This is a genomic window from Sediminitomix flava (assembly GCF_003149185.1).
Classification (GTDB): domain Bacteria; phylum Bacteroidota; class Bacteroidia; order Cytophagales; family Flammeovirgaceae; genus Sediminitomix; species Sediminitomix flava.
Genome location: NZ_QGDO01000003.1, coordinates 529,237 through 543,093, shown reverse-complemented (window position 1 = coordinate 543,093; position 13,857 = coordinate 529,237). Strand labels below are relative to the sequence as shown.

At 38.3% G+C, this 13,857-nt stretch carries 12 protein-coding genes; 1 reads left to right on the top strand and 11 read right to left on the bottom strand.

The window, feature by feature from the left end; all coding sequences use genetic code 11:
* Nucleotides 1–23: 23 nt before the first annotated feature.
* From BC781_RS14005 to BC781_RS13955, 11 genes are all read right to left on the bottom strand, one after another.
* A complete protein-coding gene (locus tag BC781_RS14005) occupies nt 24–2,039 on the bottom strand; it encodes a glycoside hydrolase family 97 protein (protein ID WP_109619404.1) in 2,016 nt (671 codons plus the stop codon).
* Between the two features lie 28 nt (nt 2,040–2,067).
* The gene (locus BC781_RS14000) at nt 2,068–3,264 is read right to left on the bottom strand and encodes a transglutaminase-like domain-containing protein (protein ID WP_109618776.1); all 1,197 of its coding nucleotides are present in this window, start codon (nt 3,262–3,264) and stop codon (nt 2,068–2,070) included.
* Nucleotides 3,265–3,444: 180 nt separating this feature from the next.
* Complete coding sequence (locus BC781_RS13995; protein ID WP_109618774.1) at nt 3,445–4,788, bottom strand: FAD-dependent oxidoreductase; 1,344 nt, start codon at nt 4,786–4,788, stop codon at nt 3,445–3,447.
* 3 nt (nt 4,789–4,791) lie between these two features.
* A complete protein-coding gene (gene kynU / locus BC781_RS13990; protein ID WP_109618772.1) occupies nt 4,792–6,054 on the bottom strand; it encodes a kynureninase in 1,263 nt (420 codons plus the stop codon).
* Nucleotides 6,055–6,224: 170 nt separating this feature from the next.
* Nucleotides 6,225–7,043 carry a cyclase family protein gene (locus BC781_RS13985; RefSeq protein WP_109618770.1) on the bottom strand — a complete coding sequence of 273 codons (819 nt, stop codon included), beginning with the start codon at nt 7,041–7,043 and terminating at the stop codon, nt 6,225–6,227.
* Nucleotides 7,044–7,055: 12 nt separating this feature from the next.
* Nucleotides 7,056–8,108: an amidohydrolase family protein gene (locus BC781_RS13980; RefSeq protein ID WP_109618768.1), complete on the bottom strand. Its 1,053-nt coding sequence runs from the start codon at nt 8,106–8,108 to the stop codon at nt 7,056–7,058.
* 88 nt (nt 8,109–8,196) lie between these two features.
* Nucleotides 8,197–8,721, bottom strand: coding sequence for a 3-hydroxyanthranilate 3,4-dioxygenase (locus BC781_RS13975; RefSeq protein ID WP_109618766.1), 525 nt, complete (start codon nt 8,719–8,721; stop codon nt 8,197–8,199).
* A 12-nt stretch (nt 8,722–8,733) separates the two neighbouring features.
* Nucleotides 8,734–9,156, bottom strand: a complete 423-nt coding sequence (locus BC781_RS13970; RefSeq protein WP_109618764.1) for a RidA family protein — start codon at nt 9,154–9,156, stop codon at nt 8,734–8,736.
* Between the two features lie 238 nt (nt 9,157–9,394).
* Nucleotides 9,395–9,586, bottom strand: a complete 192-nt coding sequence (locus tag BC781_RS13965; RefSeq protein ID WP_109618762.1) for a hypothetical protein — start codon at nt 9,584–9,586, stop codon at nt 9,395–9,397.
* Nucleotides 9,587–9,650: 64 nt separating this feature from the next.
* Complete coding sequence (locus tag BC781_RS13960; protein ID WP_109618760.1) at nt 9,651–11,102, bottom strand: aldehyde dehydrogenase; 1,452 nt, start codon at nt 11,100–11,102, stop codon at nt 9,651–9,653.
* 10 nt (nt 11,103–11,112) lie between these two features.
* Complete coding sequence (locus BC781_RS13955) at nt 11,113–11,901, bottom strand: SDR family oxidoreductase (RefSeq protein ID WP_109618759.1); 789 nt, start codon at nt 11,899–11,901, stop codon at nt 11,113–11,115.
* 233 nt (nt 11,902–12,134) lie between these two features.
* On the opposite strand from BC781_RS13955, the gene BC781_RS13950 reads away from it, so the two are divergent.
* On the top strand, nt 12,135–13,814 hold the full coding sequence (locus BC781_RS13950) for a glycoside hydrolase family 43 protein (protein ID WP_109618757.1): 1,680 nt from the start codon (nt 12,135–12,137) through the stop codon (nt 13,812–13,814).
* The last annotated feature ends 43 nt before the right edge of the window (nt 13,815–13,857 follow it).

Below are 13,857 nucleotides of genomic sequence, written 5' to 3'. Positions count from 1 at the left end.
ATCTATATGTTTCACTAAAAGTTCTACTCAATAGGAATTAGACTTATTGCTTGCCCTCCTCCTTTTGCTAAATTCATAATCAAGGTATCTCCTTTCTCTACAACCTTAGAAGAAATATGAATTGCTGTAGGATTCGTTTTCCAATCCGCATCTTTAGCATCTGCATAAATTCCTGCTTTATACTTTTTGCCTTCCTCTAAAAAGTCTAAAGAAATTTTTAGTTCTCTTTTATCTTCATTTGTAATACTACCCACAAACCAAGCAGTATCACTACGCCTTGCCACAGTAATGAACTCACCTATTTCACCATTTAGGGTAATACTTTCGTCACAGTCTGCATTAAAGTCTTCTAAAAACTTAAAGGCAGGATCGCCTACATAATTTTCAATCACATCACTAGACATTTGGAAAGGACTATAAAGTACAACAGCCAAAGCCAACTGTTTCGCTACCGTAGTTTGTACTCTTGCCGTTCCTTGATCTAATGCATTCCATTTTACTCTTTCTCCTGCCGTTTCATAGGTTGGGTCAAAAATACCCGGAGTATAATCCAACGGTCCAGAAAGTTGTCTTGTAAAAGGTAAAATACAGGTATGAGAAGGTGGGTTTCCATCACTCCAACCATTCCACTCCATACCACGAACACCTTCTCGTGTCATCATATTCGGATAAGTTCTTCGAATTCCTGTGTCTTTGATCGGTTCATGGACATTGAGCATGATCTGATATTTGGCAGCCGTTTCGACCACTTTTCGATAATGTCTGACCATAAATTGACCGTGATGGTGTTCACCTCTAGGATAAATACCTCCTGCATAACCCGTTTTTACGGCTTTTACGTGATTGTCTTGACAAAGTTTGAAAGCATCATCCATAAATTTTTCATAAGAAGGAATATCTCCTCCTGTTTCATGATGGCCCATCATTTCTACCCCATTTTCATGAGCATATTTCGCTACTTTTTCAAAATCAAAATCTGCCGCAGGTGTAATTTGGTCGAAAGCATCTTTTCCACCCCAGTTGGCCCAGCCATCATTCCAGCCTTCAAAAACAACTCCTTCTATCTGATGTGCTTTGGCAAAGTCAATATATTTCAAAGCATTTTCGGTAGTAGCACCATGTCTGTCACCTTCATGCCAAGTCTGTGTTCCGATATGCATTCCCCACCAAATCCCAATGTATTTCATGGGCTGAATCCATGATGTATCTTCAAGTTTATTTGGTTCATTCAAATTTAAGATCAGATCAGACTGGGTCAGCCCTTTGGCATCTTCCGAAACTTGAACAGTACGCCAAGGTGTTTTCATTGGCGCAGAAGTTCTTACTTTATCACCATTTGCCCATGGTACCAATTCTGATTTATAGGTCAAACTTCCTTTCTTCTGTTTGAAAGTCATTCCCGCATAATCAGTCAAGTTGGCTTCATGAAAAGAAAGGTAAATACCCTCTTTTGATTTCATAGTTACAGGTGTAGCAGCCCAAGTAGCTTCTTTCAATGATGTTTCTTGATACAACTTTTCGTAAGTATTGTAATCAGCCCAAATCCACCAAGTCTTATGATTATCTGTTAGTGCAAATTCAGACTCTTCAGACATAATGATAAAGTCTTTTAGGTATTCTTGTTCTGGGATTTCATATCTGAAAGCAAATCCATCATCATACAATCTGAAGAAAATATTAAGCTGACGTGCATTTTCTTTGTCTTCAACCAACTCTATTTTCAATTCATTGAAATGGTCTCGGATTTCTTTCCTTTCTCCCCATACTTGTGACCAGCGTTCATCAGAAGAGTTTGAACTGACATTTTTAATTTTAAAACCTTCCAATAAATCATCTTGCTCTTTTAATTTAAATCCTAATTTTGAAGGAGCTAAAAGCCTTTGATTTTCGAAAGTCAAACTATAGTATGCAATACCTTTCGCATCTAAGTTGAATTCCATATTCAGTCTTCCATTTGGAGACTTTAATTGTTCTTGAGAAAAACCTGTAAGTGTAAACCCCAAGAAAAATAGATACACTAATGAATATTTTTTAAGCATATTGATTTTTGATCTTGAGTGAAAAGGATTACAACTCTTGTACATAAAGTCTGAATTGCTCATTGACTTTAGCTGCTTTCAATGACTTTGTTTTAGTCAATCCTCTTTCATCTTTAAAGTCCACCGTAAATTTGGCATTTTGCTCAATTCTGAATGAGAAAAACTTATTCATATCCTCTTGTGGCCCTGCCGAATTCCCTCTTGCTATTTCTTTACCATCTACTTTCACGACTAATTCTTGTACCACTCTTCCATCTCCAGGAGAACATGATTGGTCTTTGAACAATAAAATATGAACAGGTATTTTGCCATCCTTTTCAGCGGCTAGTTTAGCTTCTTTAGCCTCAAAAAGTTTGATATATCTGTCAGTTACATTTTCTGCATTTACGTATTCGATAGAAAGGTCCCAAACAAGGGGGAAATGGTAAGGCTGTTTTTTGAAAGATGAAGCGTAAATCCAATTTTTAGGGTCATTTGGGTTTGCTTTTCCTGCATCACCTAAGAACCATGCATCATCAAATTGTCCTGGATAATAATACTCGGTAAACTTCCATTCACCATCTATATAAACCTCTACCCAATTGTGATTTCCAACCTTGGTTGTCCAATTTGGCGTACCAGCAATACGGGCAGGAATACCAACCGAACGAAACGCATCTGTCAACAATACCGAAAGCCCTGTGCAAGAAGCTAAACCACATTCCATAGATTCGTATGGACTCTGATCTGCTTTTGGTCTTTTTGTAGAATAGACCACATCTACCTCATCCATGATATTTTGATTTACAGCAAGGATCGCTTCGTAAATATCTTTTGCGTCTTTTACCTTTGGAGCAAAACGCTTGTAAAAATCTGCCCTCCAATTATCTCTTCGCTCATTCAAACTCGTATACGGTAGTACATCATTATAAAAGATTGAATCGGGTAACGTTCTGGCCCATGCAAATTCGTTTTTAGCTTTATAAGCCAAATCGATATTCTCCAATAAATATTCAGTAGTTAAAGAATCGAGGTCTCTTTGAGGCATATTGGCCACTAAAAATGAAAGTCCTTCTGCTTGTTCAGTAGGAATTTGCTGAAATGCCTTTTCAAAAGTTTTGGCATTTGTTTTCGCATTCTGTAAAGCGATTTTAACCTCATTTTTGTAGGTATCTGAGACTTTATTTTCCGTACAGGAAACAAGTCCTACAAATGCGAAAGCATATAGAAATTGTTTGTAATTCATGGATAGTCGAATGTTTGTTAGTGTTTATTTTACGCCTAAAAGTAGGGAATTTACCTGCACGTTTGTACGTGTTTAAAGAATATTAAGTAAAAATACATGCAGCAACAATTATTTACACGCAAAAACAAGAACCCCCAAGCCATGTAAAACAGCTTGGGGATTTAGTGGAATTAAAACTACTTAGAGTGATTTGATCTGTTGGAGTATTTTCTCTAAGTCAAGAGAATCAAGATCATCCGTCTCCCTACAAATTTCTAATAATAACTGATCTTGTGCTCTTCCTTTTCGCATGGCTTCTGAATACGGAATATCAGCATTGAAGGTGACCAAAGAATATTTAGAATAATATTCGGGGAATTGTTGCTCCATTTTTGTTTCTAACTTTCGTTTCTTCATAAAATTTTCATCAGAAACATGATCTCTCATTTCATAAAAATTATCTTCCGCAAGTGTTGCTATGGCATCAGTATCTTTCTTTCTGCTCTTCTGATATTCAGAAAAAATCTTCTCCCAATCACCTTTATATTTCTCCAAATATTCAGCAAAAACGACACAATCTTCAAAGGAACAATTCATTCCTTGTCCGTAAAAAGGAACAATCGCATGTGCTGAATCTCCCAATAACAAAGATTTCCCTTCTACTTGCCAAGGGTAACATTTTACAGTAGCCAAACTACTTGTAGGATTATTTTCCCAATCAGCATCAAAGCTTGGCATTAATGCCAAAGCATCTGGAAATTGTTTTTCAAAAAAAACTCTTGCTTTTGAAGAAGTATTTAAAGCATCCAAACCATTTTCTCCATCATAAGGATGAAAAAGTGTTACCGTAAAGCTTCCATCTTTATTTGGTAAGGCTATAAGCATATACCCACCTCTAGGCCAAATGTGCAATGCATTTTTCTCCATTCTGAAATCGCCATCTTCTGTTGGAGGAATGCACAACTCCTTATAACCGTGGTCTAGATATGCTTTTGAGAAACTAAAACGCAAACTTGCCGATTTCTTCTGCATATCGTTTCTGATTGCCGAGCCAGCCCCGTCGGTAGCGATAGCCGTTTCAACTTCTATCAAATATTCTTCTTTGGTTTCTTCATTCAAAAAAGATAGTGTTGAAGACTTGTAGTCCATTCCCAAACACTTCTGATTGAAATATATTGGAATTCCTAGCCCTTCTACTTTATCCATCAACTGACAATTCAATCCGCCTCTTGAAACAGAATTGATATGCTCACCTTCTCTTCCCGAATAAGATTGGAAGTTTTCAGAACCACCTAATAAATGAATTTGCCTTCCAAACATCGGTACAGCCTCTTTCAGAATATCAGTATCCAAATCAGCTAACTTTAGCGCTTTTATACCTCTGTCAGAAAGTGCTAAGTTGATTGAACGCCCAGCAGATATTTCTACTTTTCGCATATCGGGTCTTCGTTCATAAACTTCAACGTCATAGCCCTTTTTAGCTAGAATAATGGCCAAGAGCGAACCCGATAAGCCTGCTCCTACTATTGCAATTTTCTTTTCCATGATTTAAAGCACTGATTTCAAGATTTGAACAAACTCATAGATATCTGAAAAACTATTATAGAATGGTACGGGTGCGATTCGGATCACATCTGGCTCTCTCCAATCAGCAATTACTCCTTTCTCAGAAATGGCTTCGAATAAACTTTTATCTGTATCAATCACTCGGATAGATATTTGACAACCTCTCTCCTTTTCGACCTTAGGACTTATCACTTCTATTCTCTCATTATTTAATTCGGACAGAGAATATTCAAGATAGGCAACCAATTTTCTTGACTTCTCTACGAGTGCATCTATTCCCACTTCACCAAATAAATCTAAGGATGCTCGCAATGCTGCCAAGGGTAGAATTGGCGGATTACTCAGTTGCCAACCTTCAGCTCCTTTGATTGGATTAAAATCTGGTCCCATCAAGAAACGAGTGTCCTTATCATGTCCCCACCAACCCGCAAATCGAGGAAGATCATCTCTTTCAGCATGATTTTCATGGACAAAACAGCCTGCGATACTTCCAGGTCCCGAATTGAGATATTTGTAGGTACACCAAACGGCAAAATCTATATTCCATTCGTGTAATTTGAGTTTTACATTTCCAACCGCATGGGCCAAATCAAAACCAACCATGCAGCCTTTTTCATGCCCTTTTTCTGTAATCTTATCAAGTTCAAAAAACTGCCCTGTATAGTAATTTACCCCTCCAAGCATCACCAAAGCAACGGCATCACCTTCTTGCTCGATGACTTCCAAAATATCTTCTGTTCGCAATAGACTTTCTCCTTCTCTTGGTTTCAATTCTATGATTGATTCTTTAGGATCAAAACCATGAAAACTCACTTGTGATTGGACTGCATATTGATCTGATGGAAAAGCGGAATATTCCATAATGATTTTATAACGCTCAGTTGTCGGACGGTAAAAAGAAACCATCATCAAGTGAAGATTAACCGTCAACGTATTCATCACAACCACCTCACTTGCTTTTCCACCGACAATCTTTGCCATATTTTCAGTGAGAAATTCATGGTAAGGCATCCAAGGGTTTTTCGCATGAAAGTGTCCTTCCACACCTAGGTTTTCCCAATCTTTTAATTCTTGCTCTACATATTCCCTTACAGCTTTAGGTTGTAAGCCAAGTGAGTTTCCACACATGTAGATATAAGGCTGTCCGTTGGATTGGACTGGGTGGTGAAATTTATCTCTATACGAGCGTAATGGATCTTCTTGATCTAATCGTAAAGCATATTCTTTATTATTACTGTATTCCATCTTGAGTCGTTAGTTTATGGTTTTTAAATAATTGAATTGGTTAGTATTGCTCTTTTTCTTTTGTCTTGACCTTCACAATTCTATTGAGAGTTCTTTAAGCTTAATAAAAAATCCACTATCCACAGCGTAGAGACAAGGCATGCCTTGTCTCTACAATTCGATAATCAACTTTAGTCTATTGCTTCTAATTCATATAGTATTGGTCTGCTAGGTGAAGCGTCTGAAACGAATGCTGCCATTTGAAGATTGAGAAGGTAATGACCATCTAAAACTTCGTTTGGAACGAAAATCATTTCAGTAATACTCTTTTCAGATACCTTTTCTATATCGACAGTATGAGAACCTAAAGGCATTTCCCAAAAAATGTGATGAGCAGTCAACCGACCTTCATCAAATGTTCTATCTACTGAAGGAAGATCAATCAACAAGTGTTTTACTCCCAAATCTCTGATATATTCCATTGCTTCTATCGTGAAAAAAGCAGGATTTTTTTCAGCGTATCTTCTTTCTTTCTTGGTTTCAGAATTGGGAAGTGTCCGAATGATCAAAGCATCAAGAAAGCCATCCATCACATTCAAAGCATTTTCGATTGTAGCTTTCGTGATCACCAAATCATTAGCATCCAACTCGGGTAAATACTGATCGGATACTTCTCGCCCCAATTGAGGTTCGACACTTATCACAGTTGAAGGAATCAAACTGTCTTTTAACTGATGATGGACAGAGATTCTTTCTTCTGAGATATGCCCGATACATTCGGTATGTGTCCCATTACAATGAGGTGTAAATTCATAGGTTTCAAAATTACAACCACTTCCTTCTCGGACATCTCCTACCCAACCCTCTCCTTGATAAGCTTGCGACTTTGCTATTGGGATATCATAAGTGTTGGGTTGAGGTCCATTAAAAAGTAAAGGGATGCTGATATGTATCGGGTGCTTATGATCTACACGAAAAGTCTGACTACCTATTTTAAGTAAGAAATCCATAAGCAGTAAGCTTTAAATAATACCTTTTCTAACCCCTATAAACTGCTCCTTTTCCAAACCTAACCAATCAAGGGCTGTACCTGATAGCAATTGTCTTTTCAACTCAGGTGAGAAATCATCCATTGATTCAATCAGTTTTCCAGGCTCCAGTTCTCCCAATGGAAATGGATAATCTGTTCCTAAAGCGATTCTGTCAGCTCCCATCAGATCAACGATATAACGCAACATTTGAGGATCATGGACCAATGAGTCTAAATAGAACTTCCCTAAATATTCTTTCGGATTAATCGGATTATCTACGGCACAAAGGTCTGGGCGAACATTATAACCATGTTCGATTCGTCCGATGGTTGCGGGGAAAGAACCTCCACCATGTGCAAAAGCGACCTTCAGCTTTGGTAGTCTTTCGAATACTCCACCGAAGATCATCGAACAAATTGCTAACGATGTTTCGGCAGGCATTCCTACAAGCCAAGGCAACCAATATTTCGGCATCTTTTCTTGTCCCATCATATCCCAAGGATGTACAAAAAGACTAGCCCCTAATTCTTCTGCAGCCTCAAAAAATGGGAACAGTTTTTCGTGATCTAGATTCCATCCATTTACATGAGAGCCAATCTCAATACCCGCCATTCCCAACTCTTTTATACAACGCTCCATTTCTTTGATCGCCAAATCAGGGTCTTGTAATGGGACTGTCCCTAAACCGATAAAGCGATCGGGGTAATCTGCCACGATACTAGCAATATGATCGTTCAAGAATCGAGAGACTTCCAGGCAATCTTTTGGCTTTGCCCAATAGTTGAATAATACAGGAATGGTTGAAAGGACTTGTACATCTATACTATGATGATGACAATCTTTAAGCCTTGCTTCTGGGTCCCAACAGTTGTCTTGTACTTCTCTGAAGAAATGATCGTCTTTCATCATTCGGGCACAACATGGCTTATGATGATCTAGACTGATAAATCCTCCATACCCAAACTTTTCTGCCCATTTAGGCATCTTTTCGGGCATGATATGGGTGTGTATATCTATTTTTAAATGCGTGTGTTCTACGTTCATACTTGTGAGTTCATTGGTAAATTCCTCTTCTCAAACCCACCCTTTATTCCCCTCCAAGGAGGGGAATAAAGGGTGGGTTCTACGAAATCTATTTTGGTGGTTCCATGACTGTCCCGCAATTATCACATGTTCTTAATGCTTCATTTGGGTAGAATTCATTGAAAATGGTTGGAAGGCTTTTGACAATATCATCCATTGGGAATGGTGCTCTGAAAAGTTGATTTCCGCAGTTCTCACAATACCATTCACAAGCATCAAGCATCCCTTCGGGGCGCTTTTGCTCAATTACGAGACCTATCGTGTTTTCATAACGAACTGGCGAGTGTGGAATATTTGATGGTAAAAGATAGATTTCTCCTTCTTTGATCGGTACATCTACAAATTCACCATCAACAATAATTTTAAGCAGAATATCGCCTTCTACTTGATAGAAAAACTCAGGGGTCTCATTGAAGTGATAATCTTTTCTGCTGTTAGGTCCTCCTACAACCATCACGATAAATTCGCCATCTTCATATACGACTTTATTGGCTACTGGAGGCTTGAGTTGAGCTCTATTTTCTTCAACCCATTCTTTTAGATTTACAGTGGAAAAAAGCTTGGTAAGATTCATATGTTTTGGGGTTTAAATAGTTGCAATAACTTTCAGCTCAATAGCGATAGGCGTAGGTAAACTACTAATCTCTACGGTCGTTCTACAAGGCTGATTATCTTTAAAATACTCTGCATAGATTTTATTGTAGATGGGAAAATCTTCCTTCATATTGGTTAAGAATACGGTAACATCTACAATTTGCGCCCAACTGGAACCTGCATCTTCTACAATTGCTCGAATATTATTAAAAACGGAATGGCATTGCTTTTCGATGTCATAAGAAAGAATATTCCCTTGTTCATCGAGCTCAACGCCAGGTATTTTCTTGGTTCCTCTTTCTCTTGGTCCTACTCCCGAAAGAAACAGGAGGTTTCCCACTTGTCTGGCATGCGGATATAAACCGACAGGTTCTGGAGCTTTAGTTGACTCAAATTTCTTGTTGCTATCTATCATGTCTTAATAGTTGTTTTTGGTTTTATAAAAAGTCATGGGTGAACTTCCCTCTTCTACAGTCGTTGGGAAGACTTTTACATGCGTTTTTCTCCCCCTACAGTCGTTGGGAACACTTTTACATGCGTTTTTCTTCCCCTACAGCCGTTGAGAACACTTTTACATGCGTTTTTCTTCCCCTACAGCCGTTGGGAACACTTTTACATGCGTTTTTCTTCCCCTACAGCCGTTGGGAGCACTTTTACAGACGTTTTTCCTTCCCTACAGCCGTTGGGAACACTTTTACATGCGTTTTTTCTATCCCTACAGCCGTTGGGATCACTTTTACATGCGTTTTTTCTATCCCTACAGCCGTTGGGCAAGAAAAACGTATAACAATACCGAATCTGATAGAGAGTGAATATTTAAATGTAAGTATTAAACTGCTATCCATAACGTAGAGACAAGGCATGCCTTGTCTCTACAATATCAAATCATTTGCCCACCTACCTAAATTCCTACTGATACTGTATGCAAACATTTTTAGGCTCTGTGAAAAAACGGAGAGCTTCCCATCCGCCTTCTCTTCCTACACCCGATGCTTTTGTTCCTCCAAATGGTGTACGCAAGTCACGATGTAGCCAACAGTTTACCCAAACAATTCCTGCTTCTATTTGCTCAGCCATTCTGTGCGCTCTATTCAAATCAGCAGTCCAAAGTGTAGAGGCCAAGCCATATTTGACTGAATTCGCATATTTCAAAACTTCCTCTTCCGTATCAAAAGGCATGATGGTAACTACTGGTCCAAAAATTTCTTCTTGGTTCGTTCTACAATCATAGCTTAAGCCTTCAATTACAGTAGGTGAAATAAACCATCCATTTTCACAGCGTCCTTCTAACTGTACTCGTTCCCCTCCACATAAAATAGTTCCACCTTCTTCTTTGGCAAGATTATTATAGCTCAATACTTTCTGCATATGAGCTTCTGATACCACGGCTCCTAGATTTGAACCTTCGACAAGAGGATCTCCTACTTTCAGTGCTTTTACTTTTGCTACAAAATCTTCTTTGAACTTTGCGTAAAGACTTCGCTCTACAAAGATTCGAGAGCCACACAAACAAATTTGTCCTTGATTGGCAAAAGAAGATCGGATTGTGGTATTCAACATCTTTTCGTAGTCACAATCTGCGAAAATGATGTTAGGGTTTTTCCCACCTAATTCTAAGGAAAGTTTTTTGAACATTGGTGCTGCAATTGAGGCAATTCGAGCACCTGTATTCGTTCCTCCTGTAAATGAAATGGCTTTGATCTGAGGGTGTCTAACCATCGCTTCCCCCACAGTACTCCCCAAACCATGAACAATGTTTAGGACACCTTGGGGTAAACCTGCTTCGATACAAATTTCAGAAAGTAAATAGGCCGTCATAGGTGTCACTTCTGAAGGTTTTGCAATTACACAATTACCTGCTGCTAAAGCAGGCGCAATTTTCCATGTAAAAAGATAAAGCGGAAGATTCCAAGGTGAGATGCAGCCTACAATCCCGATAGGTTTTCGGAGTGTATAATTGATTGCATCCCCTGCCATCTCATGAGATTCTGAAGCAAAATGCATGATTGCTGTTGCAAAAAATCTGAAGTTGGATGCTGCACGAGGAATATCTACAGCCATAGCCAAAGAAATAGGCTTTCCATTATCTATACTCTCCGCCAAAGCCAGCTCTTCTCTTCGTTCTTCAATTTTTTCAGCTATGGTATTTAAAATCAAAAAACGTTTTTCTAAGGCTAAATTTGCCCATTCGTCTTTTACCTTCTGTGCTTCTACAATCGCTAGATGAACATCCTCAATACTTGAATCTGGAATTTCAGAATAGACTTCTCCAATAGCTGGGTTGAAATTATTCAAGTAATTGTTTGAGATTGGGGGAAGAAGTTTTCCCCCAATATAATTTTGAATTTTTTTTAACTCCATAGGCTAGAAATTAAAGTGAAGGTGTACGTCCACCATCTACAGGAACGTTAATTCCATTGATGTAAGAAGCTGCTGGTGTTGCTAAAAAAGCTACTGCATTTGCAACCTCTTGGGCTTCACCAAAACGTTGTGCTGGAATTTCACGCATCATTTCTTGACTTACCGCTTCTGATGTTGTTCCTAATTTCTCAGCTTTTTTAGCGATAATACTTTCCAACCTTGCAGTCATTGTAGCACCTGGCAAAACATTATTGACCGTAATGCCATATTTTGCTACCTCATTTGAAACAGTCTTTGCCCAACTCGCTACTGCTCCTCTGATCGTATTGGAAACGCCAAGGCCATTCAGTGGCGCTTTTACAGAAGTAGAAATCACATTGATAATTCTTCCATATCCTTCTGATTTCATACTTTCCAAAACGGCTTGCATCAAGATATGATTACATTTCAAATGGCGAGAAAAAGCATTTTCAAACTCATCAAGCTCTGCATTTATAATTGGTCCTCCATTGGGTCCTCCTGTGTTATTGACCAATACATGAATAGGTTTATGATCTGTAAGAAAATCATCAATTACTTTTTTGAGCAAATTTGGCTCATCGAAATTCGCACACAATAATTGGTGATTTTGAGTACCATTATTTGGAATACTGTCTAAAGCTTTCTCCAATCTTTCTTGGTTTCTGGCCAACAGGATTACGTTTGCACCTAGCTTAGCCAATTCTATGGCTGACGCAAAACCTATTCCTTGGCTAGAGCCACATACAAGGGCATTTTTGTTTGTTAAATCTATATTCATAATTCTAGTTATTGTCTTTGGGAAAAGAGACTCAAGCTTGTGAAAAATAAAAAATACAGTTGAATCACTTTATTTTAAAAATAAGGTTTTATGTCAAAAGGGCAAATTAGTTAAGTGCTTATATAGATTTAAAGAATGGGTTCTTTACAATTGTTTAGAACTAATCTTAGTCCAATCCACCTTCTCAGATTATAAATCAGCTATATTCAGACGACTTAAATTTTTTAGTAAATATGAAAAACATCACTTTATTAGCTTTCCTTCTGAGTCTCACCATTCATGTGTTTGGTCAAGGAACCACTTTCACCAATCCAATTATCTCAGGGGGATACCCTGACCCATCAATTACATATGATGGTGAGTATTATTACATCGTCAATTCTTCTTTCGAATACTTCCCTGGCTTACCGATCCATAGAAGTAAAGACTTAGTGAATTGGGAATGTATTGGACATGGACTCCATCGTAAAGAGCAATGCAATGGAAAAGTAAACCTATTAGATGTGCAATCTGACGGAGGAATTCACGCCCCTACAGTTCGATATCACGATGGACTATTTTACATTATCACAACTAATGTCTATAGCCCTGCAGAAGGCGAGCCAGCACAACTTGTCAACTTTATTATCACCGCTGAAAATGCAGAAGGTCCTTGGTCTGAACCTCATGTCATTGAAGGTGCACCAGGTATTGATCCTGACATTTTCTTTGACGACAATGGAAGGGTTTGGTATGTAGGACAAGGAGCTGCAAGAAATCCGTCATTCTCAGGGGAAGGAGAAATTTGGACGCAAGAACTAGACCTTGAAAACTGGAAACTTAAAGGTGAAAGACACTACCTCTGGACTGGTGCTTGCGGCGGAGTTTGGGCTGAAGGTCCTCATATGTACAAACATGATGGACGTTACTACCTAATGATCGCTGAGGGAGGAACGGGTTTTGAGCATGCTGTTATGATCGCTGTCAGTGACAATGTAATCGGTCCGTTTACATCAAACCCTAGAAACCCAGTACTCACCACAAGAAACCTATCTTATGACAATTGGGTCAATAGCACAGGACATGCTGATATGATTCAATTAGCAGATGGAAGATGGTATATGGTAGCGCTTGGAATTAGAAATGAAGAAGCGCGAGCATCAAATATGGCACGAGAAACGCATTTATTGCCAATGCAATGGGAAAGAGAACCTTATGATTGGAAAGAAACAAAATACGAATGGCCAGTAGCTGCACCAGAAACAGGTCGTATTTTAAGGAATACTCCACTCCCATTTGCAGATAAACCTCAATACCGAAATGATGCTTTCATTGATCACTTCGAAAATGAACGACTTGATCTAGAATGGAATTTTAGAAGAATTCCGAAGCAAAGAACTTACAGCCTGTCAGATCATCAAGGATATCTTAGGTTATACACAAGATCAGAAATTATACAAGATAGAGTCAGCTGTAGTTGGATTGGTTTCCGTCAGAAAGAAAGTGATTTTGAATATAGTGCAAAGATGAATTTTAAAGCTAAAAAGGAGAATGTAGAAGCTGGAATTAGTTTATTGTACAAAGACAACAAATACATCAACTTTACACTTGAGAAAGGGAATAACTCATACAATCTGAAACTCAATTTAGCACAGAAAGAAAAAGAAGTTCGAACGCTGAAATCTAAAAAGCTTGAAACTTATAAGGGTGAAATTATCTTTAAAGTCATTTCAAAAAATCATACATACCAATATTTCTATTCTTTAGACCAAGGTAAATCTTATGAGCTTTTTACAACAACTTCTGCTAATCTCATTTTGGGAGATGGATACACAGGCGCAAACTTAGGGCTTTACACGTCTAGTAATGGCCAAAAATCTTCTGATTATGCCGATTTTGACTGGGTAAATTATAAGGGCTTCGAAAGAAAATAAGTAAAAAAGAAAATGCCATCCCTTTTAAAGGATGGCATTCTTT